Origin of the sequence: Salininema proteolyticum, from assembly GCF_042685645.1 — a bacterium.
Classification (GTDB): Bacteria; Actinomycetota; Actinomycetes; order Mycobacteriales; family Micromonosporaceae; genus Salininema; species Salininema proteolyticum.
The window spans coordinates 2,645,879-2,672,100 of the sequence record NZ_JBHUNX010000001.1 but is presented as its reverse complement, the minus strand read 5'-3'; the positions used below and the strand labels follow the sequence as shown (position 1 = coordinate 2,672,100).

General features: G+C 70.1%; 22 protein-coding genes and 1 pseudogene. 11 read left to right on the top strand and 12 right to left on the bottom strand.

What is annotated here, in order from left to right; translation table 11 throughout:
- The first annotated feature begins 73 nt into the window (after positions 1 to 73).
- Together ACFTE1_RS12435 and ACFTE1_RS12430 are read left to right on the top strand one after the other, a co-directional pair.
- Entirely contained in the window at positions 74 to 1,264 is a 1,191-nt protein-coding gene (locus tag ACFTE1_RS12435; RefSeq protein ID WP_380622819.1) for an alanine racemase, read from the top strand.
- Between the two features lie 75 nt (positions 1,265 to 1,339).
- Entirely contained in the window at positions 1,340 to 1,714 is a 375-nt protein-coding gene (locus ACFTE1_RS12430) for a hypothetical protein (protein WP_380622821.1), read from the top strand.
- A 58-nt stretch (positions 1,715 to 1,772) separates the two neighbouring features.
- Here ACFTE1_RS12430 and ACFTE1_RS12425 read toward each other — a convergent pair whose 3' ends face one another.
- The gene (locus tag ACFTE1_RS12425) at positions 1,773 to 3,434 is read right to left on the bottom strand and encodes an FAD-binding dehydrogenase (protein ID WP_380622823.1); all 1,662 of its coding nucleotides are present in this window, start codon (positions 3,432 to 3,434) and stop codon (positions 1,773 to 1,775) included.
- A 161-nt stretch (positions 3,435 to 3,595) separates the two neighbouring features.
- Here ACFTE1_RS12425 and ACFTE1_RS12420 point away from each other — a divergent pair, with 161 nt between their 5' ends.
- Positions 3,596 to 4,381 carry a VOC family protein gene (locus ACFTE1_RS12420; protein ID WP_380622825.1) on the top strand — a complete coding sequence of 262 codons (786 nt, stop codon included), beginning with the start codon at positions 3,596 to 3,598 and terminating at the stop codon, positions 4,379 to 4,381.
- A gap of 64 nt (positions 4,382 to 4,445) precedes the next feature.
- Here ACFTE1_RS12420 and ACFTE1_RS12415 read toward each other — a convergent pair whose 3' ends face one another.
- A complete protein-coding gene (locus ACFTE1_RS12415; RefSeq protein ID WP_380622827.1) occupies positions 4,446 to 5,294 on the bottom strand; it encodes a hypothetical protein in 849 nt (282 codons plus the stop codon).
- A gap of 190 nt (positions 5,295 to 5,484) precedes the next feature.
- On the opposite strand from ACFTE1_RS12415, the gene ACFTE1_RS12410 reads away from it, so the two are divergent.
- Complete coding sequence (locus tag ACFTE1_RS12410; protein ID WP_380622829.1) at positions 5,485 to 5,928, top strand: hypothetical protein; 444 nt, start codon at positions 5,485 to 5,487, stop codon at positions 5,926 to 5,928.
- Positions 5,929 to 6,007: 79 nt separating this feature from the next.
- Here the strand turns inward: ACFTE1_RS12410 and sucB are convergent, their stop codons facing one another.
- Both sucB and lpdA read right to left on the bottom strand, forming a co-directional pair.
- Positions 6,008 to 7,684, bottom strand: coding sequence for a 2-oxoglutarate dehydrogenase, E2 component, dihydrolipoamide succinyltransferase (sucB, locus tag ACFTE1_RS12405; RefSeq protein ID WP_380622831.1), 1,677 nt, complete (start codon positions 7,682 to 7,684; stop codon positions 6,008 to 6,010).
- A 134-nt stretch (positions 7,685 to 7,818) separates the two neighbouring features.
- On the bottom strand, positions 7,819 to 9,204 hold the full coding sequence (gene lpdA / locus ACFTE1_RS12400; RefSeq protein WP_380622833.1) for a dihydrolipoyl dehydrogenase: 1,386 nt from the start codon (positions 9,202 to 9,204) through the stop codon (positions 7,819 to 7,821).
- Positions 9,205 to 9,420: 216 nt separating this feature from the next.
- Between lpdA and ACFTE1_RS12395 the strand changes: the two genes are divergently transcribed.
- A complete protein-coding gene (locus ACFTE1_RS12395; protein WP_380622835.1) occupies positions 9,421 to 9,756 on the top strand; it encodes an oxidoreductase in 336 nt (111 codons plus the stop codon).
- A gap of 289 nt (positions 9,757 to 10,045) precedes the next feature.
- Here the strand turns inward: ACFTE1_RS12395 and ACFTE1_RS12390 are convergent, their stop codons facing one another.
- Complete coding sequence (locus ACFTE1_RS12390) at positions 10,046 to 11,503, bottom strand: leucyl aminopeptidase (protein ID WP_380622837.1); 1,458 nt, start codon at positions 11,501 to 11,503, stop codon at positions 10,046 to 10,048.
- 155 nt (positions 11,504 to 11,658) lie between these two features.
- On the opposite strand from ACFTE1_RS12390, the gene gcvT reads away from it, so the two are divergent.
- The 3 genes and pseudogenes from gcvT (at position 11,659) to ACFTE1_RS12375 (ending at position 13,891) form a co-directional block, all read left to right on the top strand.
- Entirely contained in the window at positions 11,659 to 12,768 is a 1,110-nt protein-coding gene (gcvT, locus tag ACFTE1_RS12385; protein WP_380622839.1) for a glycine cleavage system aminomethyltransferase GcvT, read from the top strand.
- A 137-nt stretch (positions 12,769 to 12,905) separates the two neighbouring features.
- A pseudogene (locus tag ACFTE1_RS12380) lies at positions 12,906 to 13,238 on the top strand (winged helix-turn-helix domain-containing protein); the annotation flags it as partial.
- The gene (locus ACFTE1_RS12375) at positions 13,130 to 13,891 is read left to right on the top strand and encodes an IS630 family transposase (protein WP_380762939.1); all 762 of its coding nucleotides are present in this window, start codon (positions 13,130 to 13,132) and stop codon (positions 13,889 to 13,891) included. The pseudogene ACFTE1_RS12380 and the gene ACFTE1_RS12375, both read left to right, overlap by 109 nt.
- Before the next feature lie 245 nt (positions 13,892 to 14,136).
- On the opposite strand, the gene ACFTE1_RS12370 is transcribed toward ACFTE1_RS12375, so the two are convergent.
- Together ACFTE1_RS12370 and ACFTE1_RS12365 are read right to left on the bottom strand one after the other, a co-directional pair.
- Complete coding sequence (locus ACFTE1_RS12370) at positions 14,137 to 16,092, bottom strand: FtsX-like permease family protein (protein ID WP_380622841.1); 1,956 nt, start codon at positions 16,090 to 16,092, stop codon at positions 14,137 to 14,139.
- Positions 16,089 to 16,799 carry an ABC transporter ATP-binding protein gene (locus tag ACFTE1_RS12365; RefSeq protein WP_380622844.1) on the bottom strand — a complete coding sequence of 237 codons (711 nt, stop codon included), beginning with the start codon at positions 16,797 to 16,799 and terminating at the stop codon, positions 16,089 to 16,091. Before ACFTE1_RS12365 ends, ACFTE1_RS12370 begins: the two co-directional genes overlap by 4 nt.
- 236 nt (positions 16,800 to 17,035) lie before the next feature.
- Here ACFTE1_RS12365 and ACFTE1_RS12360 point away from each other — a divergent pair, with 236 nt between their 5' ends.
- A complete protein-coding gene (locus tag ACFTE1_RS12360) occupies positions 17,036 to 18,202 on the top strand; it encodes a sensor histidine kinase (RefSeq protein ID WP_380623122.1) in 1,167 nt (388 codons plus the stop codon).
- Between the two features lie 4 nt (positions 18,203 to 18,206).
- Here ACFTE1_RS12360 and ACFTE1_RS12355 read toward each other — a convergent pair whose 3' ends face one another.
- The gene (locus ACFTE1_RS12355; RefSeq protein WP_380622846.1) at positions 18,207 to 20,156 is read right to left on the bottom strand and encodes an FtsX-like permease family protein; all 1,950 of its coding nucleotides are present in this window, start codon (positions 20,154 to 20,156) and stop codon (positions 18,207 to 18,209) included.
- 185 nt (positions 20,157 to 20,341) lie between these two features.
- Between ACFTE1_RS12355 and ACFTE1_RS12350 the strand changes: the two genes are divergently transcribed.
- On the top strand, positions 20,342 to 20,995 hold the full coding sequence (locus ACFTE1_RS12350; RefSeq protein WP_380622848.1) for a response regulator: 654 nt from the start codon (positions 20,342 to 20,344) through the stop codon (positions 20,993 to 20,995).
- Between the two features lie 10 nt (positions 20,996 to 21,005).
- Here the strand turns inward: ACFTE1_RS12350 and ACFTE1_RS12345 are convergent, their stop codons facing one another.
- Genes ACFTE1_RS12345 through aroA form a run of 4 tightly spaced genes read right to left on the bottom strand, consistent with a single transcriptional unit; the run spans position 21,006 to position 24,905 of the window.
- Positions 21,006 to 21,746, bottom strand: coding sequence for an RluA family pseudouridine synthase (locus ACFTE1_RS12345; RefSeq protein ID WP_380622850.1), 741 nt, complete (start codon positions 21,744 to 21,746; stop codon positions 21,006 to 21,008).
- Positions 21,747 to 21,750: 4 nt separating this feature from the next.
- On the bottom strand, positions 21,751 to 22,557 hold the full coding sequence (gene hisN / locus ACFTE1_RS12340; protein WP_380622852.1) for a histidinol-phosphatase: 807 nt from the start codon (positions 22,555 to 22,557) through the stop codon (positions 21,751 to 21,753).
- Between the two features lie 25 nt (positions 22,558 to 22,582).
- Positions 22,583 to 23,602 carry a ribosome small subunit-dependent GTPase A gene (rsgA, locus tag ACFTE1_RS12335; protein WP_380622854.1) on the bottom strand — a complete coding sequence of 340 codons (1,020 nt, stop codon included), beginning with the start codon at positions 23,600 to 23,602 and terminating at the stop codon, positions 22,583 to 22,585.
- Between the two features lies 1 nt (position 23,603).
- Entirely contained in the window at positions 23,604 to 24,905 is a 1,302-nt protein-coding gene (gene aroA, locus ACFTE1_RS12330; RefSeq protein ID WP_380622856.1) for a 3-phosphoshikimate 1-carboxyvinyltransferase, read from the bottom strand.
- Positions 24,906 to 24,972: 67 nt separating this feature from the next.
- Here aroA and ACFTE1_RS12325 point away from each other — a divergent pair, with 67 nt between their 5' ends.
- On the top strand, positions 24,973 to 25,692 hold the full coding sequence (locus ACFTE1_RS12325; RefSeq protein WP_380622858.1) for an SOS response-associated peptidase: 720 nt from the start codon (positions 24,973 to 24,975) through the stop codon (positions 25,690 to 25,692).
- Positions 25,693 to 26,222 lie beyond the last annotated feature (530 nt).

Below are 26,222 nucleotides of genomic sequence, written 5' to 3'. Positions count from 1 at the left end.
GGGCAAGGACTTGCATCGATCATTGGGTCCCGGGCCTCGGCCGCGAGGCCGGACAGAAGAAGAGGACGAGGACATGAGCATGCCCGACTTCGCCGAGCTCAACACACTGACGGCCGACATCCCGGCGCCCTTCGCCCTGTGCGACCTCAGCGCTTTCGACACCAACGCCGCGATCATGAGGCGGCAGGCGGAGGGGAAGCCGATCCGCGTGGCCTCCAAGTCCCTCCGCAACCGCACCCTCCTGCGCCGCGCGCTGAGCCAGCCCGGATTCGAGGGCGTCATGGCCTTCACCCTGCCCGAGGCGCTATGGCTGGCCGAGGAGTTCGACGACGTGCTCGTCGCCTACCCCTCCACCGATCGGGCCTCCCTGAGGGAACTGGCCGGATCGGGTCTGTTCGATCGGATCACGCTCACCGTCGACTCGGACGAACACCTCGACTACCTCCAGCGCACGGTCCGCCCGACGGCGGCCGAGCCCCTCCGGCTATGCGTCGACCTCGACATGTCGCTGCGACTCTTCGGCGGACGGGTCCACCTGGGCCCGCTGCGCTCGCCCGTCCACACTCCCGACCAGGCGCTGTCGCTGGCCCGCCAGATCGAGAAGCGGCCCGGAATGGAGCTGGTCGGCCTGCTCGCCTACGAGGGCCAGATCGCCGGGGTGACCGACCGGGTGCCGGGGCAGGCCATGAACAACGCCGCCGTTCGGGCCGTGAAGTGGTTGTCCGGTCGGGAGCTGCGCGAGCGCCGTGCGGCCATCGTCGAGAGGGTGTCCGAGTTCAGCACTGTCGAGTTCGTCAACGGCGGCGGGACGGGGTCGCTCGGGTTCACCGCCGCATCGTCGGGCGTCACGGAGCTGACGGCCGGCTCGGGGTTCTACGGTCCGGGGCTGTTCGACGGCTACCGCTCCATACGGCCGCTCAATGCGCTGCACTTCGCGTTCGACCTCGTCCGGCGCCCCAGGTCGGGGGCCGTCACAGCGTTGGGAGGCGGGTGGATCGCCTCCGGCGCGCCGGGCAAGGACCGCCTTCCCCACCTGATCCACCCGGCCGGACTGCGTTACACGGGGATGGAGGGGGCCGGAGAGGTGCAGACCCCGTTGGTCGGGAAGGGCGCGGACAGCGTCGCGCTCGGGTCGCGCGTCTGGACGCGGCACGCGAAGGCCGGCGAGCCGGCCGAGCGGTTGAACGCGTTCCAGCTCTTCGACGGCCGTGCCATGGCGGGGGAGGCGCCGACGTACCGCGGGGAGGGCAAGGCGTTCCTGTAAGCCTGGCGTAAGTGGAAGCGCCTGTGCGACAATGACCTCGGACTGCCCTACCTCCCCCCTCGAAAGGCGTCCCCGATGTCAGACGACCCCACTCCTCGAGCGCCGCGCACCGCCGACACCGTCCTCTACGTCTCCATAGCGCTGTGGGTGCTCGCGTTGGCGGTCCTGCTTCCGTCCGCCTTCCGAACGGTCCTCGCGAGGCCGACCGACGACCGGGCCCTGGTGCTCTTCGAGTGGGTCCTGATAAGCGGTCCTGCCGTCATTGCCCTGCTCGCCTTCCTCCTGCGGTCCAGGACCATAGCGCGGGCGTTTCTCATGGCCGCCGCCGTCCTCCTGCTGACGAAGACGGCCTTGGCGGGAGCGGCCTACCTGGACCGGGACGGCCCGCCCGAGCGCCCGTCCGAAGAAGAGGAATACTATGAGCAGTTCGACGAATCCCCGGGAGGTTAGGCCGGCGCGGTGGCCCTGGTGGTCGAAGGCTTCGCGAGGGCGTTCGCCGACCGCCCCGTCAGAGATCCTCGCTGACGCCTCGGGCGGCCTGCCGCCCTGAGAACAGGCAGCCGCCCAGGAACGTCCCCTCCAGCGACCGGTACCCGTGCACTCCGCCGCCGCCGAAACCGGCGGCCTCCCCCGCGGCGAACAGCCCGGGAAAGACCTCGCCCCCGGGTGTGAGCACCCGGCCGCCGAGATCGGTGTGCAGCCCGCCCAGCGTCTTGCGCGTCAAGATGTTCAACCGCACCGCGATCAGCGGCCCGGCCTTGGGATCCAGCAGACGGTGAGGCTTGGCCGTCCGGATCCTCCGGTCGCCGAAGTAGTTGCGCGAGGTGCGGATCATGGACACCTGGGTGTCCTTGGTGAACTTGTTGGTGAACTCCCTGTCGCGCGCCTCCACCGCGGTCCTGACTCTGCCGGCGTCCAAACGCGGCCCGCGGGCGATGGCGTTCATTCCCGACACCAGTTCCTCCAGCGTGTCGGCCACGACGAAGTCCTCGCCGCGCTCCATGAACGCCGCCACCGGATCCGGGGCGCCCGGCAGCGCGCGCTTCAGCACCTGCTTGACGTTCTTGCCGGTCAGGTCCGGATTCTGCTCCGAACCGGAGAGGGCGAACTCCTTCTCGATGATCTTGCGGGTCAGCACGAACCAGGTGTAGTCGTACCCGGTGGAGCAGATGTGCTCCAAGGTGCCCAGCGAGTCGAAGCCCGGATACAGGGGCACCGGCAGCCTCCTGCCCTCGGCGTCCAGCCACAGCGACGAGGGCCCCGGCAGGACGCGGATGCCGTGGTCCGGCCAGATCGGGTCCCAGTTGGCCAGCCCCTCCGTGTAGTGCCACATCCGGTCCTCGTTGATCAGCCCGGCCCCCGCCCCTCGGGCGATCTCCAGCATCCGCCCGTCGACGTGGGCGGGCACTCCGCACACCATGGACTCGGGCGCGGGCCCCATGCGCTCGGGCCAGTTGCGCCGCACCGCGTCGACGTTCCCGCCGAGTCCGCCGCTGCAGACGACGACCGCTCCGGCCTCGATCCGGAAGTCCTCCACCTCGTCGCGGTTGGTGGACGTGCCGCGCTCGCTGTCGTCGGGCGCCAGCACCCGTCCGGCGACGCCCGAGGCGCGGACGGTCCCATCGGAGTCGGCCTCCGTGAGGATCTCGTCGACGCGGTGCCGGTACAGCGTCCGTATCCGGCCGGCCTCGACCGCTTCGCCCAGTGCCCGGGCGAAGGGCTCCACGACGCCCGGACCGGTGCCCCAGGTGATATGGAAGCGCGGCACGGAGTTTCCCGGTCCCTCGGCCGTGTATCCGCCGCGCTCCGCCCATCCCACGACGGGGAAGAAGCGCACGCCCTTCTGCCGCAGCCACGACCTCTTCTCGCCGGCGGCGAACTCCACGTAGGCTCGGGCCCAGCGGCGGGGCCACTCGTCCTCCTCGCGGTCGAAGCCGGCCGTGCCCAGCCAGTCCTGCCAGGCGAGGTCGAAGGAGTCCTTGACTCCCATGCGCCGCTGCTCGGGCGAGTCGACCAGGAACAGCCCGCCGAAGGACCAGAAGGCCTGCCCTCCGAGCGATTGGGGCCCCTCCTGGTCGACCAGGACGACGCTCTTGCCCGCCTCGGCCAGCTCGGTGGCGGCCACCAGGCCCGCCAGGCCGGCCCCCACGACGACGACGTCGGTGTCCATCGCTCGCTCCCCTCATCGATTACTGAACGGTAGAGAACAGATTAATGGACGGACATGGATATCGTTGAGGCGGGCGGACCTACGCGAACGCCGGTGCGTGTCGGTGCCCGGCCCGATAATGGGCGGAGCAGCACCGCACGCCGTTTTTCAGGAGGACCACCGTGCTCACGAATCATTTCCTCGACGGACAGCCCTCATGGGCGGACGTCTCGGGCGAGGACGTGCCCGCCCTCGCCGCCTTCTACGAGAAGGTGTTCGGCTGGCAGTTCATATCCGGCGGCCCCGAGGCCGGCGGCTACGGCATGTTCACGCTCGACGGCAAGACCGTCGCGGCCGCCGGGCCCTGCCAGGAGAACGGGCCGAACTGGATGCTCTACTTCCAGACCTCGGACGCCGACGAGACCGTCGCCCGGATCGAGGAGGCCGGAGGGACGGTCCGCCAACCGGTCATGCAGGTCTTCGACGCGGGCCGGCTGGCCCAGGCGACCGATCCGACCGGAGCGGACTTCGCCGTCTGGGAGCCCATGGAGGTCAAGGGCCTCGACCTGGTGACCCACCCCGGCGCGTTCTTCTGGACGGAGCTGTACACCGGCGACGCCCGGAAGGCCAAGGACTTCTACCAGTCGGTGTTCGGCTGGCGGTACAACGACCAGCAGATGGCGCCCGAGGACCCGATGGACGTCTACTCCATCGTGTCGGTCGACGGCGACGAGGACAAGGCGCAGGGAGGCCTGGTGCAGCTGCCGGAGTCCATGCTCGCCGAGTCCGGCCCGTATTGGCAGCCGTACTTCTTCGTGACCGACTGCGACGCCGTGGCCCGGGCCGCGACGGAGGCGGGCGGGCAGATCCTCATGGGGCCCTTGTCCATGCCCGGCGTCGGGAGGCTCGCCTCCCTGACCGATCCCCAGGGCGCGTTGTTCTCGGTCATCACGCCGAGCCCGGAGTAGGGGAGCCGGACCCCGGCGGGCGCGGGCCGCGGTGGGAAGCCCGCCGCGGCCCGCAACGCCTGTGTTATCCGACCTGGTAGTTGTAGTAGCCCTGTCCGGATGAGGCGATCGCTATGAGGATCACGATGGAGATGACCGTGGCGAGGATGCCCAGGACGAGGCCTGTGATCGACATGCCCTTGTTGGCCGCCTCGCCCTTGTTGTTGAAGGAGACGCCCAGGCCGCCGAAGATGACGGCGATGATGCCGAGCGGGCCGCCCAGGCACCAGATCCAACTGAGGACGATGCCGACGAGCCCGCAGACGAGGCTGGTCACGCCCGCCCAGTTCTTGAGCCGGGGCTGCGGGGCGACCGGCGCCTGCCGGTAGGGGTCGTAGGGGCCGCCGTGGGGCGGGTATCCCGGTGCCGCGCCGGGCTGCTGGTATCCGGCCTGCCCGTAACCCTGCGGGGCTCCGCCGGGCGCTGCCTGTCCCGGTTGCGGACCGCCCATGGGCGGCTGGCCCGGGTGGGGACCGCCGGGCGGGGGCGCCGCCCCGGCCTGTCCGTAGGCCGCCGGATCGGATCCCGGCATCGGCGGCAATTGCGGGTCGGGCTGTCCGGGCCCGGCCGGTCCGCCGGCGTGGCCCGCCCCTTCTCCCGCCGCGTTCTCCTGCCCCTGAGGAGCGGGAGGGGTCATCTCCGGCCCCGAGGGGGCCGCTGGGGCAGGACCGGAACCCGGCTTGAGTTTCATGGTGTCCGAACCGCCCGTCAGCTTCATCGTGCTGTCGGAGTCGGAATCGTCCCGGTCCTTGTCGAACGCCGACTCCGGAGCCGGCGGTTCGGGGGACTGCTCGGTGCCGGCGGCCTCGTCGTCGGACTCGGACGGCCGCTTTCCGCCGTCCTCGGAGCCGGGCTGGGGCTCGTTGCTGCTCATGGTGCTGCCTTCCGTTATGCGGTTCTCAGGGCGGGCATCGGCTTCATTGTAGGCGTGCCGCGCGCCGCACGTGCCCCTTAGCCGCGCGGGAAGTCCGCGAACCGCTCTTGCGCGGCCGGATCCGGCTTGCGGGTTGACGGGCGTTCCGCGCGGTGTTCTCCTGATTCCCAGCCGATACGGGAGGTATTCCATGACGGGGACTCACACGGTTCGGATGGCCCGCCCCGCGGCGCGGGCGGGGGCGTACGCGGCCATGGCGGGCATCGTCCTGGCGCTCGCGGCCACGTTCCTGCCTTGGGAGCAGGCGGGCGTGCGGCGCAGCGACTTCTGGCATCTCGGGGCGTCGCCCGGGCTGAGCGGCGACCACGGCGTGTACCTGCTGGCCGCGGCCATGACCTTGATCCTGTCCGTCTGGGCCCTCTCCTACTTCGCCTGGCGCGGGACCGTGGGCAAGGCCGCGTGGGCGTCGGGCCTGTTCGTGGGGGCGGCGCTCCTGTACGGAGCGGACCTGAGGGTCTACACCGACCTCGCGGCGAGCGCGCACGGACTGGGCGAGGTCGTGGCGGCCGTGGGGATCACGGCCCTGTTGGCGGGAAGCACCCTCGGACTCGCCGCGCGCATCGCCGAGTCGTAGCGGCCGCGAGGTTCCGCGGCCGGGAACGAGAGAACCGCGGGGTGCCCGGCACCCCGCGGTTCGGATCGGCGTCAGGAGCTTAGAGCCCCAGAGCGCCCTCGAAGTTGCCCTCTTCGACGCGCTTCTTTACCGTCTGCAGGTAGCGGGCGGCGTCGGCGCCGTCGATGAGACGGTGGTCGTAGGACAGCGTCAGGTTCATGATCTGGCGCGCGGCGACGACCTCGCCGAGCTCCGGGTCGTCCACGAACACCGGGCGCTTGACGATCGCCGCGGTGCCGAGGATCGCCGACTGCCCCAGCGGAACGATCGGCGTGTCGAACAGCGCGCCGACCGAACCGGTGTTGGTGATGGTGAACGTGCCGCCGGACAGGTCGTCCGGGCCGAGGCCGCCGTCGCGGGCCTTGCCGGCCAGCTCGGCGATGTGCTTGGCCAGACCCGGGATGTTGAGGTCTCCCGCGTCCTTGACGACGGGCACGATCAGGCCCTTCGGCGTGTCCACCGCGAAGCCGACGTTCTCGGCCTCGGGGTAGGTGATCGTCTTCTCCTCCATGTTCAAGGAGGCGTTGATGACCGGGTACTGGCGCAGGGCCTCGATGGCGGCCAGCGCGAAGAACGGCAGCGGCGACAGCTTGACGCCGTGGCGGGCGAAGAACTCGTCCTTCTTGGCGGAGCGCAGTCGCATGACCTTGGTGACGTCGACCTCGACGACCGTGGTCAGCTGGGCCATCGACTGGAGCGACTCGTGCAGGGCCTTGGCGGCGACGAGGCGGAGGCGGCTGGCCTTCTCGGTGCGGCCGCGCAGCGGGCTCGGCTCCACCGGAGCGGCGGGGGCCGCGGCCGGGGCGGACGAGGCGGCGGGCGCGGCGGCCTTGCGGGCCTCCACGACGGCCTCGACGTCCTGGCGGCGGATGCGTCCGCCCACGCCGGTGCCCTGGACCTCGGCGAGGTCCACGTTGTTCTCCGCGGCGAACTTGCGGATGATCGGCGTGATGTAGGAGGAGGCCGTCGGCTTCTCGGCCGGAGCCGCCGGAGCGGCGGGGGCCGCGGCCGGGGCGGACGGAGCCGGTGCGGGAGCGGCCGGAGCGGCGGCGGGCTCAGCCGGGGCGGCCGGGGCCTCGGGGGCCTTCGGCGCCTCGGGAGCGGGGGCCGCGGCGGGGGCGGCGCCCGAGCCGATGACGGCGAGCACGGCGCCGACGTCGGCGGTCTCGTCCTCGGGAACGCGGATCTCCAAAAGCGTGCCGGCGGCCGGCGACGGGATCTCGGTGTCGACCTTGTCGGTCGAGACCTCGAGGAGCGGCTCGTCGGCTTCGACGGTGTCGCCGACGGCCTTGAGCCACTGGGTCACAGTACCCTCGGTGACCGACTCGCCCAGCTCGGGCAGCGGCACCTCGACGCCCTCGGCGGCAACCGGGGCCTCGGCCGGAGCGGACTCGGCGGCGGGGGCCGGGGCCTCTTCGGCGGCGGGAGCCGGGGCGGCCTCGGGCTCGGCGGGGGCCGCCGGAGCGGACGGAGCCTCGCCGGCCTCGCCGATGACGGCCAGTTCGCCGCCGACCTCGATCTCGTCGTCCTCAGCGGCGACGATCTTCAGGAGCACACCGGAGACAGGGGAGGGAACCTCGGTGTCGACCTTGTCGGTCGACACTTCGAGGAGCGGCTCGTCGGCTTCGACGGTGTCGCCCTCCTGCTTCAGCCATTGAGTAACAGTGCCCTCGGTGACGGACTCACCGAGAGCCGGCATCGTTACCGATGTAGGCATGTTGAACTTCCTTGTCTAATGGTTATAAGGCTTTATTGGGCTTCAGGGCCGCACGCGATGAGGGTCCAGCGCAGACAACCCTATCGCAAAAAGCGATCCGAGGGGCCTGAGCTGGACCTCTTCCCAGACGACTCTTAGTCGTGGACGTGCAGCGGCTTGCCCGCCAGCGCCATCGCGGCCTCGCCCAGAGCCTCGTTCTGGGTCGGGTGCATGTGGATGAGCTTGGCGACGTCGTCGGCGTAGGCCTCCCAGTTGTAGATCAGCTCGCCCTCGCCGATCTGCTCGGAGATGCGGGCGCCTACCATGTGGACACCGACGATCGGGCCGTCCTCGACGGAGACCATCTTGACGAAGCCCTGCGTCTTGAGGATGCCGGACTTGCCGTTGGCGGCCAGGCTGAGCTTGTAGGACTTGATCTTGTCCTTGCCCCACTTCTCCTGCGCCTCGTCCTCGTTGTAGCCGACCGAGGCGACCTCGGGCTCGGTGAAGGTGACGCGCGGGATGCCCTTCTCGTCGATCGGGGCCGGCTCGAGGCCCGCGATGTGCTCGGCGATGTGGATGCCCTGCGCGAAGCCGCGGTGGGCCAGCTGGACGCCGGGGACGATGTCTCCGGCGGCGTACACGCCGGCGACGTTGGTCCGCAGGTGCTCGTCGGTGAGGACGAAGCCGCGGTCCATCTCGACGCCGACCTGCTCGTAGCCCATGCCCTCGGTGTTCGGGCCACGGCCGACGGCCACCAGGGCGACGTCGCCCTCGACGGTCTTACCGCCGGGCAGGGTGATGCGGACGCCGTCGGCGGTCGCCTCGGCCTTCTCGAAGAACTTGCCGGTGTGGAACTTGATGCCGCGCTTGCGGAAGGAGCGCTCCAGCTGCTTCGAGCTGTCGGCGTCCTCCGCGGCGATCAGGCGGGGGAGGCCCTCGACGATCTCGACCTCGGCGCCCAGGGAGCGCCACGCGGAGGCGAACTCGACGCCGATGACGCCGCCGCCGATGACGATGGCCTTCTCGGGGACCTTGTCCAGGTTGAGGGCGTGCTCGGAGGTGATGAAGCGCTCGCCGTCGATCTCGATGTTCGGCAGCGACTTCGAGTAGGAGCCGGAGGCGAGGACGATGTTCTTACCGGTGACGGTCCGGCCGTCGACCTCGATCGTGTTGGGTCCGGTCAGCTTGCCGTACCCGTTGATGACCTCGACCTTGTGGGCCTTGAAGAGTCCCTGGACGCCCTTGTACAGGCCGGAGACGATGCCGTCCTTGTACTTGTTGACGGCGCCCATGTCGACGCCCTTGAACTCGGCCTCGACGCCGAACTGGCCCGCCTCGCGGGTGGTGTCGGCGACCTCGCCGGCGTGCAGGAGCGCCTTGGTGGGGATGCAACCGCGGTGCAGACAGGTTCCACCCACTTTGTCTTTTTCAATGAGGGCGACCGACATGCCGAGTTCGGCTGCGCGGAAGGCGCAGGCGTAACCGCCGCTGCCGCCACCCAGGATCACTACGTCGTAACCTGCGTTCGGGTTGCTCATATTCTCCCCTGTGACGTTGCTATGGACTTTGTCATCGTCTCACCGGCCGCGTCCTTGTGGGAACGGAGTCGGCGTTATTGGAGTCTGGACTACACCCATTCAATCTCGGAACACCCCTTCTCGGCCATTCGGACGATGTGCCGCTGGACACATCGATATGGCCGATTGTGTACGCTGGAACGAATAGGTTTCCGTTCCGCCCTACGAGGAGGCGCCATGGCTTGGTTCAAGCGCAAGAAGAAAGCGCAGTCCAACCCCGGAACGCTCGACCGCGCCGCGGGCAAGGAGGACCTCGCCCACCTGGCCGGGTTCATATCGGCCCGGACCGGTGTGGAGGCCTACCTCGAGCCCAAGACCACTGTGACCGAGACGACGGTCATGCTCATCGCGCACGACGGGGAGTGGACGCGCCGCCGCGTCGCCGGCCGCCAGGGCGCGTTCGCGCTGGCGGAGAAGTACGACATCCCGCTCTACGAGGCCGAGAAGACCGGGTATCCGCAGCGCAAGAGGGACTTCGACGCGCGCCGCAAGGCCGCTCGTAGGAAGGGCTGAGACGTCTGCGCGGACTTCGGAGGTTTCTCCGAAGCGCCGCGGGGCGTTCCCGGGGTTCAATGAAGACGTCGAAAAGGCGCACCGAGCTCGATGGCTCGATGGCCGCGAACAAGGCCCGCAGGCGAAGCTGCGGGCCTTGTTCTCTGTCCGGGCCGTTCTCCGTGCGCCGACCGTTCCGGCGATACCCGGCGGTGGCGCCGGAACTCGGCCTCGGTGCGGTGGGACCCGGGTCCCACCGCACCGGGAGCCTCCGGTCCGACGACCGTCGGGCCGGAGGCTCCCGCGGTGCTCAGATCCAGTCCTCCACGACCGCGACGAGGGTGCGGACGGGGAAGCCGGAGGCTCCCCTCGGGATGTAGCCGAACGCCTTGTCCCCGTCCGAGGGGCCGGCGATGTCCAGGTGCGCCCACGGCGTGCCCTCGGGGATGAAGTGCTCCAGGAAGACGCCGCCCTGCAGCATGTGGCCGTCGCGGTTCATGCCCTGCGCGACCTGGCTGATGTCGGCGATCGGGGACTCCATGTTCTTGCGGATGTCCTCCGGGAGGGGCATCGGCCAGCCCTTCTCGCCGGTGAGGTCGCCCAGCCGCTTGACGCGGGCGGTCTCCTCCTCGCTGCCCATGAGGCCCATGGTGCGGCTGCCCAGGGCGACGACCTGTCCACCGGTGAGGGTGGCGATGTCGTAGACGGCGTCGGGCCCGTCCTCGACGGCGCGGGAGAGCGCGTCGGCCAGGACCATGCGCCCCTCGGCGTCGGTGTTGAGGACCTCGATGGTCTTGCCGTTGCGTGCGGTGACCACGTCGCCGGGGCGGTAGGCGGAGCCGGACGGCATGTTCTCGGCCAGCGCGACGGTCGCGGTCACGTTGATCGGAAGGCCGAGGCGGGCGATGGCGAAGATGGCGCCGATCGCGGCTGCGGAACCGCCCATGTCGCCCTTCATGTCCCACATGCCCTGCGAGGGCTTGAGGGAGATGCCGCCGGTGTCGAAGGTGATGCCCTTGCCGACCAGGGCGATGTGCTTGGAGGCGCCCTCCGGGCGGTACTCGACGCGGACCAGGCGGGGCTCGGCCTCGGACCCGCCGCCCACGGCGAGGATGCCGCCGTAGCCGCCGGAGGTCAGCTCTTCGGTCCCCAGGACCTCGGTCCGCATGCCCAGCTCGGCCGCGCCGCGCTCGATCTCCGCGGCGAAGGACGGGGGACGCAGGTAGTTGGGCGGGGTGTTGACCCAGTCGCGGGCGGCGAACACGCCGGCGGCGAGCGACTCGGCGCGCTTCACGGCGTCCTCGCCGACGCCCAGCAGGAGGACGCGGCCGGGCGCCTCGTCGGCCTCGTCGCCGCTCTTGTAGCCCTCGTAACGGTAGGTGCCCAGGGCGGCGCCGACGGCGATGGCGTCGGCGTCGCCGTCGAGGGCCACCGCGACGCTGTCGCGGCCGAAGGAGGCTTTGACGCCCTGAGCGGCGGCGCGGCGCAGCGACTCGTCGTCGGCGTCCCCGGCCTTGCCGAGCCCGACGACGGCGACCGTGTTGGCGGCGACACCCTCGGGGGCGGGGAGCTTGGCGACAGAGGCGGCCGCGCCCTTGAAGTCCACTTCTGCCAGGCGGGCCGCGAGGTCGCCGCCGAAGGCGGCGTCGACCCCGGAGGCCGAGGCGGTGAGGACGGGGACGGACTCCTCGGAGGAGTGGGCTCCGATGACCAGGACGTCTACCGCGGCCTCCTGAGCCGCTGCTACGTCGAAGCGGAGTTCAGACACGACTTACCTCAATTCGTTGCTGTTCGGTGCTTGCCTTGGCAATGCGGGGCGCCCGCAGGGGCTGTGGGGCCCGATCGAAGGGACCGGGGCTGCGGACCTTACGAAAACCCAATCCCGATCTTATGCCCCTCCGTCCGGCCAGTAACGTATAACTCATGGCCGAGACTCATGCATCACCTCACGAGGGAGACCTCCGTCCGTCGCCGCTGCACGCCCGCCACCTCGCGCTGGGCGCCAAGTTCGCGCCCTTCGCCGGCTGGGAGATGCCGCTGGAGTACGACGGAGTCATCGCCGAGCACACCGCCGTGCGATCCAAGGCGGGCGTCTTCGACGTATCGCACCTGGGCAAGCTCTGGATCACCGGTCCGGGGGCGGTCGAGTTCGTCAACTCGTGCTTCAGCAACGACCTGAACCGCATCAAGAACGGCGGAGCCCAGTACACGCTGTGCTGCACCTTCGAGGGCGGCGTCGTCGACGACATCATCTGCTACCGCTTCGACGAGGACAAGGTCCTGGCGATCCCCAACGCGGCGAACAACGCCGAGGTGGCACGCCGGCTGCGCGACGCGGCCCCCGCGGACATCCGCGTCGACGACGAGCACACCGAGTACGCGGTGCTGGCCGTCCAGGGCCCCGAGGCGCCCGGGATCGTGGCCGAGCTCGGCCTGCCGATCGACCACGAGGACTTCATGGAGTTCAAGACGGCCTCCTTCGAGGACGTCGAGGTGATCATCTGCCGCACCGGCTACACCGGCGAGAAGGGCTTCGAACTGCTCGTGCCCTCGGCCGAGGCCGGCCGGGTGTGGGACGCGCTCATGGAGAAGGGCGTCCAGCCCTGCGGCCTCGGCGCTCGCGACACCCTGCGCCTGGAGATGGGCTACCCGCTGCACGGCAACGACCTCAGCGTCGACATCACTCCCGTCCAGGCGCGCCTGATCTGGGCGGTCGGCTGGGACAAGCCGGACTTCTGGGGCAAGGAGATCCTGGCGGCCGAGCGCGAGGCCAAGCCGCGCCGCCGCCTGTGGGGACTGGAGTCCGAAGGCCGCCGTCCGCTGCGTGCGGGCATGGAGGTCTACGACGGGGAGACCAAGGTCGGAGAGACCACGTCCGGCGGTTTCGCCCCCAGCCTCCAGAAGGGCATCGCGCTCGGGCTGGTCTCGACCCAGTACAAGGTCGGCGCCGAGCTGGAGGTCGACGTGCGCGGCCGCCGCATGCCGGTCAAGATGGTCAAGCCGCCGTTCGTGGCCTCTTCCACGCGCTACTGAATTTGTAATTTCGGGGTCATCTGGCGTGTCCGAGTGGGCCTGTCCTCGTTGAACTATCTGTGAGATATGGAGACGGGGGCGGCCTGAACGCCGCAGCGCGCGCCAAGCGTGAGGCGATTCGTCTTGAGGCCGCCGCAATGTTCGACGCCGGAGCCACACCTTTGGAAGTGTCCCAGACGTTCGAGGTTTCGACCAAAACCGGCCATCAGTGGCATCGTGCCTGGAAGGAGGGCGGAGATGCTGCACTGAAATCCAAGGGCGCCTCGGGAGCAAAGGCGCGCCTGGATGCCGACCAGCTCGCACAGTTGGAGAAGGCACTGGAGGCCGGTCCGCAGGCCGCCGGCCTCGGAGACGATCAACGCTGGACTCTAGCGCGGGTGCGCGCTCTGGTCCAGCACCTGTTCGCCACCACCTACAGTCTCAAGGGCATTTCCCTGGTCTTGCACGGCATGGGCTGGAGTCCGCAGATACCCGACGCCAAAGCCTCCGACCGAGACGACGAAGCCATCGTGCAGTGGCAGAAGAAGACCTGGCCGCAGGTAAAAGGATCGCGCGCAGGCTGGGCGCGTGGATAGTCTTCGAAGACGAAGCGTCGCACACCCTCGTACCAGCCCGGTCCCGTACCTGGGGCCGACGAGGACGAACCCCGGTGGTCCGAGTCCGCAAACGCGGGTCAGGGCGAGTCTCCCTGGCCGGGCTGTCCGCCTACCGACCTGGTGAGCGCTCCCGGTTCTTCTACCGCACCATGCCCCACCGCAAACGCAAGGGTGAGAAGAACGGGTTCCGCGAACGCCAGTTCGCCGACATGCTCGATGCCGCCCACCGTGCTCTGGACGGTCCGATAGTCCTCGTATGGGACAACCTCAACGCCCACAAGTCGGCGCGGATGCGTGAGCTGATCGCCGCCCGCCCCTGGCTGCGGGTCTACCAACTGCCCTCCTACGCTCCCGAACTCAACCCCGTCGAGAGCGCATGGTCCCTGCTCAAACGCCGCATGGCCAACACCCTGATCGAGGGCGTCGACCACCTTCTCGAGCTCGTTCGAACACACCTGGAAGATATCCAGGCCCGCACCGACCTCATCGACGGATTCTTCGCCGGAACCGGCCTCAAACCGCCGTAAACCCCGACACTACAAGTTCGCTAGCGGGCCACAGGGGTCGAACGGCCCCTGGCGGGATCCGGGCCCACACCTGCGACCGACTCCGGCCGACGAGCGGCGAAGTCCGCCCGGCAGCGGGAGGGCGATGATCCGCGACATCGAAAAAGGGGCGGGGCGCATGCGCCCCGCCCCTTCGCCGTGCCGTGACCGCGTTCAGCGGCCACCTGGCGCGGCTACACTGCTTCGGTTCTCGGTAACGCTCGAGTCTATAAGTCTCCCTTCACCGTCCGCGTGTACATGGCCTGAGTGAGGACCGGGCGGGCCGCCGAGCTGGCGGCGAGGACCCCGGCGAAGCCGACGGCGACCGCGATGCCGAGGACCCACACCATGGACCCGCCCTCCGGGGCGATCTGCAGCAGCGGCAGTCCCGCGAGCACGCCCGCCAGGATCGAACCGCCGCCCAGGACCGTCATGGGCATGAGCGTCTCCTGCCGCCGGGCGGCGTTGAGAACGCGCCGCGGCGTGCCCGCCAAGTGGAGGAGGTGGTAGACCTCCTTGCGCTCCAAGGTGGAGGAGACGCCGACGATGGCGGAGGAGACGATCGCGGTCAGGAACGCCACGGCCAGCACCACGAGCACGCCCGTCCTCACACTGGCGCCGCTGCGCTCGTTGGCGACCGTCCAGTCGTCGACGGTCTGCGCGCTCGCCCCGGGGAGGATCTCCGCCATGAGGGTGCGCGCCTTGTCGACGTCCATGTCGAAGGCGGCCGACACCTGGCCCGCGCCGGACTCGCCGTCGAGGGTCACTTGCACGTCGGAGGCCTCGGGAACGGACTCCTCCAGTTCGGCGCCGGCCTTCTCGACGGACTCGGCCGAGGCCGTCGCGGAAAGCACGGGGTCCCCGCCGGGTGACTCCTCCGCGCCGAGGAGCGGCATGACCGCCATGAACCCGGCCACGAAGCCGATCAGCGTCACCCCCGAGACGGTCCGCCACGCGCTCTTGGGGTCGGCGCTCATCCTCCGGGCGGCCAAGAGCCGCGCCGGCCGCCGGGCCAGTGCCCCGGCGATCCTCCCGAGGGTCTGGACCACCCACGGTCCGATGAAGCTCAGCCCCCACAGGAAGGCCCCCATGAGGCCGAAGAGGATGAGCGACCCGGCCACATTGGGCGTGACCACCGTGGTGGCGGCGAAGAAGGCGCCGGCGAGGCCGAGGAAGACCAGCAGGCGCCCGGCCCTGATCCGCTTCCTGGTCTGATGCCGCACGACACCGAGCGGAGAGACGAGGACGCCCTTGAGCCCGACGAGGGCCGACAGCGCCACCAGGAGCGGGATTCCGGCCACGACGCCGAGCATCGGACCGACGCCCATCATCAAGTGGCCGGTGAACCAGGTCGTCCCGTCGATGGGAATGAGGCCCACCAACGGGATCGCGAGCGTCCAGACGATCGCCCCGAGGATCGACGCCGCCAGGGCCAGAAGTGCCGCCTCCATGACGGTGATCAGAGTCACCTGCGCCGGGGTGGCGCCCATGAGACGCATGGCGGCCAACCGGTCCTCCTTGCGGGAGACCGAGAGCCGGGCCGTCGCCGCACCGAAGACGAACAGCGGCACCAGCATGAACACCGTCGCCAGGACCATGAGCATCAGGTACATGGAATAGACGTCCGACGCCTCGCCGCCGTCGAACGAGGCGAAGGAGTAGGCGGAGGTTCCATCCATGTCGTACCGCGGCTCGGTGAGGGCCGCGTCGTCCGGCGAGTGCCCGACGACGATGACGGCCTCCTCCGGGCCGACGAGCGCGTCGTCGCCCAGCGTCCCCGTGACCGGCCCGTACCGGTCGCCCAGTTCGTCGGCGGGATATTGCCGCAAGAGGTCCTCCGCGGCGGGAGAGGCGTAGACCTCCCCCGGGGCGGGGAACCTGTCCAGCCCGGGCGGGGCGGGAGCGTCGCCCGGGTCGGCGCTGCCCAGGTCGATACGGGCCAACGACGTGTCGGCGACATAGTCGGTGGACGTGGCGATGACCGCCCCGCCCGACGCCGCCTCCTGCGGCGCGCGCCAGGCGGTCGCGTCGCTGCGCGCTTGGAAGGCGATGTTGCCCGCCACGGTGAACAGCAGGACCACCGCAACCGTCGTCACGGCCAGCACCGTCAGGGCGGAGGACAGGCGGCTCTGCCCCCGCCCGCCTTTGAAGAGCATCCAGGCGATGCCGGGCACTGTCCTCACGCGGCGGCCCCCTGCGCCAGCGGACCGGAGGGCAGCGAATCGGCGATGATGCGGCCGTCCTGGATCTCGACGACGCGCTCGCACGCCTGGGCGACGTTCGCGTCGTGGGTCACAACCACGAGGCTCGCTCCGCGCTGCTTGACGGAGGTCAGCAGGGTCTTCAGCGTCTCCGCCCCGGTGGCCTGGTCGAGCGCCCCCGTCGGTTCGTCCGCGAAGACGACGGCCGGCTCGATGACCAGCGCGCGCGCCAACGCCACCCGCTGGGCCTGGCCGCCGGACATCTCTCCGGGGCGGTTGTCGGCGAGGTCGCCGATGCCCAGCCAGTTGAGCCAGTCGGCCGCCGTCTTGGCCGCGCGGCGCCGGCTCTTCCCGTCCAGCATGAGCGGCAGGGCCACGTTGTCCAGCGCCGAAAGCTCGGGCAGCAGCCCGTTGAACTGGAAGAGGAAGCCGAACTCAGTGCGGCGCAGACGGGAGCGCTGTCCCTCGGTCAGGTCGTCCACTCGCTCGCCGCCGAGGCGGACCTCGCCGGCGTCGGGCGCCTGGATCGCGGCCAGGGCGTGCAGCAGTGTGGACTTTCCCGAGCCGGACGGGCCGACGATGGCGACCGTCTGCCCGGCCGGGATGGCGATGTCGACACCGCCGAGGGCGACGGTGGAACCGTAGTGCTTCTGGAGGGAGATCCCCCGCAGTTCTCCATGGGCGGACATCAGATGTGATTCCTTTCGTTGTCCTGGTCGTCGGCCAGGGGCATGGCGATCCCGGCGACGAGAAACGGTAGGGCCATCAGTGCGGCGATGGCGAAGCCGACGAGATTCAAAGCGTCCATGCCTTCGAGGATGCTCGGTGGGCGGGCGGGACCGCATCGGCTCGGGGACCGGTTCCGCGTCGGCGCCCTCCGCCTTTCGGCCGATGGCGCGTTCCACACGTATACGGTGGTCAAGTGATGCAACCGAGACACGTCAAGCGGATCAACAAGGTCGGCGAGAAGCTCTTCCAGTGGGGCATGGTCGCCGTCCTGGCGATGCTGGCGCTGCTGGAGCTGTCCCAGTACGGCTACTTCCCCTACAGCCTCGCGATCCTCGCCCCGCAGATCGTCGCCGCCTGGATGTTCCTGGAGTACCGGTCCGACCGCTACCGCCTCCTGCAGGTCCCCGCCTGGCTCTCGCTGGTGACGACCCTCGCCCTCACCCAGGTCATGCTCGGCCAGTACCAGAACTACTTCGGAGCCTCCGAACTGGTCTTCCTGGGCCTCATGGTCATCTACGCCGTCCGCGGATGGAAGGACCCCGGCGACTACCTCACCGTCGGCGTCCTCGTCCTGGCGATCCTCGCGACGCCGCTGCGCTCCGAGGCCACCGGCCTCGGCCTCGTGGCAGCCGACGTCATGCTCGCCTTCCCCACCACCGTCGCCGTCGCCATCGGCCTCTACCTGAGAGGCCTCGACAACACCCGCAAGCAGTCGGTCGATCAGGTGCGCCAAGAGGAGCGCACGGAGATGGCCCGCGAGATCCACGACTTCGTCGCCCACCACGTCACCGGCATGGTCGTCCGCGCCCAGGCGGCCCGGTTCGCCGCCGTCGACCGGCCCGAGGAGGCCGCCCGCGCCTTCGAGGAGATCGAACAGGCCGGCACCGAGGCGCTCAAGTCCATGCGCCGCATGGTGGCCATGCTCCGCCGCCAGGAGGACGGCGCGGAGTACACGCCCCTGGGGGACATCGCCCAGATCAAACCCATGGTCGAGTCCTGGGCGCGCAACGACGTGGACGCCACGGTCTTCCTCTCCCCGCAGCTGACCGCCGTGCCGCCGGACGTGGAGGCCACCGCGTTCCGCGTCGTGCGCGAGGCCCTGACCAACATCCGGAAGCACGCCCCCGACGCCGCCACCGTCCGCGTCACCGTCTCCCGCGCCGAAGAGGGCATCGAGGTGACCGTGCGCGACAACGGGTCGGGAAAGAACGCCAAGAAGTTCGCCGCCAGCGGCTTCGGCCTGGTCGGGCTCTCCGAGAGGGTCCGCGCCGTCGGCGGCCTGCTCCGCTGGGGGCCGCGAGAGGACGGCCTCGGCTGGGAGGTGTCGGCGTTCCTCCCCGACGAGATCGCCGGGGAGGAGTAGACCGTCAGTCACCCTGGACGTTCGCGGTCCGCATGGCCTGCGTCAGCACCGGCCTCGCCGCGGCACTCGCGAGCATCACGCCGGCGAAGCCGACGGCGGCGGCCACGGCGAGTATCCACTCCATGTCGCCGGTCGCGTTGGGAGGCGCGTACTTCGCCGTCGGCGCGGCCAGGAGCACTCCGGTGAGGATCGACCCTCCGCCGAGCAGCGCCAGGGGGAGCAGTACCTCCTGCGTCCGGGCGCGGTTGAGGACCTTGCGCGGCGTCCCCGTCAGGTGCAGGAGATGGTAGACCTCTTTTCGCTCCAGAGTGGAAGAGACGCCCGCGATCGCGGCCGAGACTATCGCCAGCGCGAAGGTGACTGCGAGGACGACGATCGCTCCGGTCTGGACCGAGACGGCCTGCCTGTTCATGACGACGACGGCGTCCCTGCCCGTGGTCGGCGCGGAACCGGGCACCAGCGCGCCCATGTCGGTGCGGGCCGCGTCGAGGTCTGTCCCCGGGGCGAACCGCATCCTCACAGTGCCGTCCTCGTGGGCCTCGGCCTCCTCGACCCCGACGATGTCGTCGGCCTTCTCGGCCGCCTGGGCCGCGACCTCCGGAGTCGTCCACACGCGGAGGGTGGCGGCCCCAGTCTGCTCCGGAGCTGTCTGCGTCATGGGCATGACGGCGACGAACCCGGCGACGAATCCGACCAGGGTGATGCCCGAGACCGTCCTCCAGGCGTTGCGCGGGTCGGAGGCGAGCCTCCGGCCCGCCAGAAGGGTCGACGGACGGCGGGCGGCGAGTCCCGTCAGAAAACCGATCAGCTGGATCAGCCACGGCCCCAGGAGGGACAGCGCGCCGACGAAGCTGCCCAGGGCCAGCAGGAGGACGATCGAGGACTCGACGGTCGGGTCGGGATAGTAGCGGACCGCCCCGAGGAACAGCGCCGCGAGCGCGACGAAGGCGACCGGGCGGACCCACTTGAGCCTGGGGTTCCGCTGCCGTTGGGCCACGCCGAGCGGCGAGACGACGGTCCGGCGCAGCCCCACGACGGCGGAGATTGCCACCAGGAGGGGGACGGCCAGCACGCATCCGAGCAGCGGGAGCGCGCCCATCCAGAGGTCGCCGGCGAACCAGGTGGTCCCGTCGATCTCGATCCGCGTCAACAGCGGAGCCAAAGCCGACCACGCGGCGGCGCCCACCGCGGACCCGACGAGCGCGAGCATCGAGGTCTCCAACGCCGTTATGCCCCGCACTTGCCCGGGGGTGGCTCCCATGAGGCGCATGGAGGCCAGACGGCGGTCCTTGCGGGCGACCGAGAGGCGGGCGATGGCCGCGCCGAAGATGAGGACCGGCACCAGCATGAACACCGTCGCCAGACCCATCAGGGCCCGGTACATCTTGTACTCGGAGGCGGTGCCGCCCTCCGCGAAGGAGCCGAACGGCCGTGCCGTCGGTTCGCCGAACATGTCCCGGTTGGCGGTCATGGCGGTTCCGTCATAGCTCCGGCCGACGACGACCAGCAGTTCTCCGGGGCCGGTGAGGGCGTCGTCGCCGATCGTTCCAGTCACTTCGCCGTAGCGGTCGGCCAGCTGCTCATCCGGGAACTGCTCCAGCAGGTCCGCGGCGGCGGGCGAGACGTAGACCTCGCCGGGCCGGGGGAAGGCGTCGAGGCCGGGCGGGGATTCCATGGTGGAGGCGTCCTCGGCGGCGAGGTCGATGCGGTGGATCGCGGTGCCGCCGACGTAATCGGGGTACTCGGCGATCAGGGCCGGTCCGTCCCGGTCCTCTGCCGGATAGCGCCACCGGGTGGAGTCGCCGCGGTCGGCGAAGGCGAAATTGCCCGCCACGCTGAAGAGGAGGATGAGGGTGACGACGGCGACGGCGGCGATCGTCATCGCCGAGGAGAGACGGCCTTCGCGCCGCCCTCCCTTGAACAACAGCCAGGCGAGCGGGGCGGTCGTCTTCACAGGGGTTCTCCAATCGGGGAATCGGGCCTATGGGCACCATACCAAGTATGGTCAAGGATCGGGGCTCCCGCCCTCGGCCGCAAGGACGAATCACTCCCCGACGCCTCCGCCTTTCGGCCGATGCCGCCCCTCGGCCCCCGTACAGTGGAGGCGAGACCCGTTCCCGCAGAAGAAGGCCCGACACCATGACCGTTTCCGTCCTGATAGCCGACGACCAGGCCATGGTGAGGGCCGGGTTCTCCATGGTCATCAACTCGCAGAGCGATATGGAGGTCGTCGCCGAGGCCTCCGACGGCGTCGAGGCCGTCGCCCTGTCGCGCAAGCTCATGCCGGACGTGGTCCTCATGGACATCCGCATGCCCAAACAGGACGGGCTCACCGCAACCAAGATCCTCTCGGAGTCGGCCGCCGCACCGCGCATCGTCGTCGTCACCACCTACGACACGGACGAGTACGTCTACGAGGCCCTCCGCAACGGCGCCACCGGATTCCTGCTCAAAGACTCCGGCCCCAACCTCCTCCTGGAGGCCATACGCGCGGCCGCCGACGGCCAGTCGCTCGTCTCCCCGTCGGTGACCGTCCGCCTGCTGGAGCACGTCACCCAGAGCAAGAGGCGCACCGCGGACTGGGAGAAGGCCGGACTCACCGAGCGCGAGCTCGACGTCGCGGAGAAGGTCGCCCGCGGTCGCACCAACGGGGAGATCGCCGCCGACCTGTTCCTGGCGCTGTCGACGGTCAAGACCCACCTGGAGTCCATCCGTACCAAACTGGGGGTGCGCAACCGCGTCGAGATCGCCGCCTGGGCCTGGGAGCACGGCCTCGTCGGCGGCGACCGCTGAACCGGGGCTCTCAGCCGGTGAAGAGCGAGGCCGCCTCGACGGGCTCGACGCCGGGGACGAGTCCCCAGAAGTCCTCCCCGGGCTGGGCGGTGACGTCCAGGCGCTCGCCCAGCCACTCGGCGTCGAACGCCAGGCGCGCCGAGTGCAGCCCCGTCCGCTCGGTGGACCGCTTGTCGAACAGGGGATCGCCCGCGATGGCGTGGCCTATCCACGCCAGGTGGACCCGGATCTGGTGGCGCCTGCCGCTCTCCGGATTCACCAGCAGCAGCGACCTGCCGTCCGCCCGCTCCAGCGTCCGGAACTCCGTCACCGACGGATACGTCTTCACATGGTCGAACACCGCGCCGTCGGGAACCGACCAGACGCCGCCCGACTCCGCGATCGCATCCCGCTCGGCCGCGATCCGCACGCGGTTCTTGCGGCCCACCGACAACGGCAGGTCGATCCGCCCGGCGTCGGGCACCTCGCCCTCCGCCACCGCCAGGTAGGCCTTCTCGACCGTCTTCTTGTTGAACTGGCGGGTCAGGCCGCCGTGCGCCTCCAAGTCCTTGGCGAAGAGGATCGCGCCGGACGTCACCTTGTCGATCCGGTGCACCGGCCACAGCTTCTCCCCGGCGTCCTCCGACAGCCGCGCCAGGTCGGTGTCGTGGCGCTCGCCCATGACCGACCACCCGGCCGGCTTGTTGAGCACCAGAATCCGCTCGTCCTCGAACACCAGGCCCTCGGCCCGGATCTCCCGCCAGTCCGCCACGTTCTTAGAGCCCCACTCGCTTCAGCAGCTCGTCGTGCAGGTTCCCGTTGGTCGCCAGGGCGGTGCCGCCCGCCGGACCGGGGTTCCCCTTCAGGTCGGTGAAGCGGCCGCCGGCCTCCTCCACGATGACCGCCAGGGGAGCCAGGTCCCAGAGGGACACGACGCACTCGGCGGCGACGTCCAGGGCGCCCTCGGCGAGCAGGCAGTAATGGTAGAAGTCGCCGTAGGCGCGCTCGCGCCAGGCATCGTCGAGCAGCTCCACCACGGCGTCGACCTTGCCGTAGCGCTTCCAGGTCGACAGCGCCGAGATGGAGACGAACGCGTCGGACACCGAGGAGACGTCGGAGACGTGCAGGCGCTCGACCTCGCCCTTGTGGCCCTCGGTCGGTCCGGCGAAGGCTCCGCCCCCCTTGACCGCCCACCAGCGCTTGCCCAGCGCCGGTGCGCTCGCGACGCCGACGACGGGCCGGTCGTTCTCGTCGAACAGCGCGATGAGCGTGCCCCACACCGGGTTTCCGCGGACGTAGTCGGCGGTGCCGTCGATCGGGTCGAGGACCCAGCGGCGGCCCGAGGTGCCCTCCGCGTCGGCGTACTCCTCGCCGTGGACCGCGTCCTCGGGACGCTCCTCGGCGAGAGTGTCGCGAATAGAGCGCTCGACGGCGAGGTCGGCCTCCGTCACGTGCGTCATGTCGGGCTTGTTGTCGATCTTCAGGTCGTTGGAGCGGAAGCGCTCCATGCTGATGCGGTCGGAGGCGTCGGCCAGGGACAGGGCCAGGCGCAGGTCGTCGCTGTAGGCGGTGTCGTTCACCATGGAAACCTTCGTGTCGAAAGCGGAATCACTGGTCGCCCTTCGCGCCGTACTGGTTCTTCCCGGCCTCGAGCAGCGAGGCGGCCATGCGGCGGAAGGATTCGAGACGGGCGGTGCGGGGGTCGTCGTCTTTGAAGACCCCGTTGAGGACGCAATCGGCAGTGTCGGCGGCGTGCTCGCAGCCCTTGGGACATTCCTGGGCGGCCTCCGCCAGTTCCGGGAAGGCGTCCAGCAGTGAATCTACCGTAACGTGGGCCAGCCCGAAGGAGCGCACCCCCGGAGTGTCGATGACCCAGCCGCCGCCGGGCAGCTCGAAGGAGACGGCGCTGGTGGAGGTGTGGCTGCCCTTGCCGATGGAGCGGACTTCGCCGACCGCGCGTCCCGCTCCGGGGATGAGGCGGTTGACCAGCGTCGACTTTCCGACTCCGGAATGGCCGAAGAAGACGTTCTCCCTGCCCTCCACCAGGTCGCGGATCTCGTCCAGGGGACGGTCGGGGGAGGTTTCCACAATGGTCAGGCCCGATCCGGTGAAGTAGCGGCGGACCTCGTCCAGCTCTCCCGAGTCCAGGTCGGTCTTGGTGCAGCACAGTACCGGGTCGATGCCCTCGTCCAGGGCCGCGACCAGGCAGCGGTCGACGAAGCCGTAGCTGATCGGGGGATCGGTCACCGAGGCGACGACCACCAGCTGGTCCACATTGGCCACCACGACGCGCTCGTGCGGGTTGTCGTCGTCGGCCGAGCGTCGGAGCACGCCGCGGCGCTCCTTGACGCGGACGATCCTGGCCAGCGTCCCCTCGGATCCCGACAGGTCGCCGACCAGGTCGACGCGGTCTCCCACCACGATGGACTTGCGGCCCAGCTCGCGGGCCTTCATGGCCGTCACCGTGACGCCGTCGGCCAGGCACCGGTAGCGGCCCCGGTCGACGCCGGTGACGACCGCGGTGGCGGCGTTTTCGTGCTTGGGGCGGATCTTGGTCCGGGGCCGGGATTTCTTGGGCGGGCGGACCCTAACGTCGTCCTCGTCCCAGTCGCGGCCCCTGTACGGCACTCTAGACCCCTTCTCCGTTCGCGAATTCCTCCCACACTTCGGGGAACTCCGGCCACGTCTTGGACGTGCAGGCCACGTCCGACAGCTCGATGCCGCGGACGGCGAGTCCCGCCAGGACCGCCGCGTGGGCGATCCGGTGATCATCGTAAGTCTCGAAGACCGACGCGGAGAGCAGTCCCGGGATGACAGTGAGCCCGTCGGCGTGCTCTTCCACCGTCGCACCGATCTTCCGCAGCTCGGTGACCATGGCGTCGATGCGGTCCGTCTCGTGACCGCGAATGTGCTCGACTCCGCGTATCTCCATGTGGCCCTTGGTGACCGCCGCCAGGGCGGCCAGTGTGGGGGTGATCTCCGAGGCGTCGGAGAGGTCGAAGCGGGAATTGGCGTTCATCGGTTGGGCCACCACCGTCAGCCCTCCGCGGGACCACTCGGTCCGGCCGCCCAGCTCGCCGATGACCTCGCGGAGGTGGTCGCCGGCCTGCGTGGTCTCCCTCGGCCATCCGGTGACCGTCACCCGGCCGCCCACGACCAGCGGCGCCAGCGCGAACGGGGCGGCGTTCTGCAGGTCCGGTTCGACGACCCATTCGCGGGCCGCGACGGGGCCCGGCTCGACCTTCCAGCGGTCGGGGACCGAGTCGTCCACGGTCACGCCCGCCTCGCGGAGCATCCCCACCGCCATGTCCAGGTACGGCCGGCTCGGGATCTCGCCGCCCACGTGCGTCAGCTCGAGGCCCTGCTCGAACCTCGGCGCGGCCAGCAGCAGCGCCGTCACGAACTGGGAGGAGGCCGAGGCGTCGATGGACACCGCTCCGCCCTTGACCGAGCCGGTTCCCTCGACGGAGAACGGCAGTGCTCCGCGGCCCTCGTCCTCGATGGCCACGCCCAGGGCCTTCAATGCCTCCAGGACGGGTTTGACCGGGCGTTTGTAGGCCGCCTCGTCGCCGTCGAACGACACCCGGCCCGGGGCCAGCGCGGCGACCGGCGGGAGGAAGCGCATGACCGTGCCGGCCAGGCCGCAGTCGACGGCGGCGTCCGAGCGGAGTTCGCCCGGTACGACCGTCCAGCGCTCGGGGTCGGAGGTGTCGACCTCGACGCCCAGGGACTCCAGCGCCTGCGCCATGAGAACGGTGTCGCGCGAGTTCAGTGGGCGCACCAGCGTCGACGGACCGTCGGCGAGCGCGGCCAGAACCAGGGCACGGGCGGTCTGCGACTTGGAGCCCGGGATGGAGACTACGGCGTCCAGCGGCTGCTCCCGGTGCGGCGCCGTCCATGCTCGTTTCTGGGGTTTCTCGGCTGTGTTCACCGTTCCAGTGTAGTGGCAGTGCGCGGTCCGGCCGCTCATGTCACATCCGCCTCTTACCATGTGATATATGTGCGGACGATATGTGAACGCCATGTCCTCGCCGGACATGGCCCGGGTCTTCGACGCCGAGGACCGGACGGCGGACTGGGCCGCCAGCTACAACGTGGCGCCCACCCAGATGGCGCCGGTCGTCGTCGGGGACGACGGCTCGCGGGAGCTGCGCCTGGCGCATTTCGGGCTGGTGCCGCCCTGGTCGAAGGACACTTCCATGTCCACCCGGATGATCAACGCCCGGATCGAGACGGTCGAGACCTCGCGGGCCTATAAGCGGCCCTTCGCCCGGCATCGCGGCGTCGTGCCCGTCTCCGGCTGGTACGAGTGGAAGAGCGTGCCGGGGGAGAAGAAGCAGCCGTACTTCTTCACCTTCGGGCCCGATGTGGCCGTTCCCCTCGCGGGGCTATGGGAGCGGTGGAGCTCCCGCCGCGAGGAGGAGCCCCTCTGGTCGTTCACCATCATCACTTGTCCCGCGATGGGCGAAGGCCTGGAGGAGATCCACCCTCGGATGCCCTACGTCCTGCCGGACTCGCGGATACCGGCGTGGCTGGGGGAGGAGGAGGCGCCCGCGTCCGAGCTGCTGCGCGGTCCCGACGCGGCCCAGATCGGCGACCTGGACGTCTTTCCGGTGAGCAGGGCGGTGGGTTCAGTCCGGAACAACGGGCCCGACCTGGTCCGGCCCGTGGAGGCTCCGGCCGGCGAGAGCGGCCCCGAGACCCTGCCCGGTCTCTGAACACTCCTCGCCGTGGGCTCCTGTCGGGCGGATATCCGGGCCCAGTCCACCGACAGTGTTCGCTGGGTGGTTCTCTGCGACCACCGGCCCGCTGAACCTTCCCGGGCGTTATCTGCGTCGGAAGACCCCGCCGCGGGTCCCGTCGGGCCGAGTTCGCGGCCGCCGCGTTGTGGACTTCCCGGTCTTCCGCCACTGCCCTGCCCTGTGCAGGCCTCCGGCGCGCGGCCCTGGCACGGGGCCCGCGGGCCTCCTACACCGGGCCCTGGAACGGGGGCCCGCAGGCCCCCGGCACCCGGCTCTGGAACGCACCTCGCAGGCCTCCGACACAGGGCCCTGGAACGTACCCCGGACGACGGAAGAGGGCCCACCGTGCGGTGGGCCCTCTTCCGTTCGCGATGACTCTGGTCGGACCGGGCTCGCCTGTCTCCCAGTCCGCCTTCTCCTCTTCGCGCGAGTAGTCGGTCGGGACTCCGACCGGCCACTGCTCTCGTGTCACGGCTTCGGCCGGAACCGCGGTCCCGGCGCGCTGG

Bases quoted from the DNA above. Each gene is read 5' to 3' on its own strand.
- gcvT (WP_380622839.1), top strand. From the start codon at position 11,659: ATGGCCGAGACTCATGCATCACCTCACGAGGGAGACCTCCGTCCGTCG.
- ACFTE1_RS12435 (WP_380622819.1), top strand. From the start codon at position 74: ATGAGCATGCCCGACTTCGCCGAGCTCAACACACTGACGGCCGACATC.
- ACFTE1_RS12350 (WP_380622848.1), top strand. From the start codon at position 20,342: ATGACCGTTTCCGTCCTGATAGCCGACGACCAGGCCATGGTGAGGGCC.
- ACFTE1_RS12395 (WP_380622835.1), top strand. From the start codon at position 9,421: ATGGCTTGGTTCAAGCGCAAGAAGAAAGCGCAGTCCAACCCCGGAACG.
- ACFTE1_RS12430 (WP_380622821.1), top strand. From the start codon at position 1,340: ATGTCAGACGACCCCACTCCTCGAGCGCCGCGCACCGCCGACACCGTC.
- ACFTE1_RS12365 (WP_380622844.1), bottom strand. From the start codon at position 16,799: ATGTCCGCCCATGGAGAACTGCGGGGGATCTCCCTCCAGAAGCACTAC.
- ACFTE1_RS12425 (WP_380622823.1), bottom strand. From the start codon at position 3,434: ATGGACACCGACGTCGTCGTCGTGGGGGCCGGCCTGGCGGGCCTGGTG.
- ACFTE1_RS12410 (WP_380622829.1), top strand. From the start codon at position 5,485: ATGACGGGGACTCACACGGTTCGGATGGCCCGCCCCGCGGCGCGGGCG.
- lpdA (WP_380622833.1), bottom strand. From the start codon at position 9,204: ATGAGCAACCCGAACGCAGGTTACGACGTAGTGATCCTGGGTGGCGGC.
- ACFTE1_RS12325 (WP_380622858.1), top strand. From the start codon at position 24,973: ATGTGCGGACGATATGTGAACGCCATGTCCTCGCCGGACATGGCCCGG.
- hisN (WP_380622852.1), bottom strand. From the start codon at position 22,557: ATGGTGAACGACACCGCCTACAGCGACGACCTGCGCCTGGCCCTGTCC.
- ACFTE1_RS12415 (WP_380622827.1), bottom strand. From the start codon at position 5,294: ATGAGCAGCAACGAGCCCCAGCCCGGCTCCGAGGACGGCGGAAAGCGG.
- ACFTE1_RS12360 (WP_380623122.1), top strand. From the start codon at position 17,036: ATGCAACCGAGACACGTCAAGCGGATCAACAAGGTCGGCGAGAAGCTC.
- sucB (WP_380622831.1), bottom strand. From the start codon at position 7,684: ATGCCTACATCGGTAACGATGCCGGCTCTCGGTGAGTCCGTCACCGAG.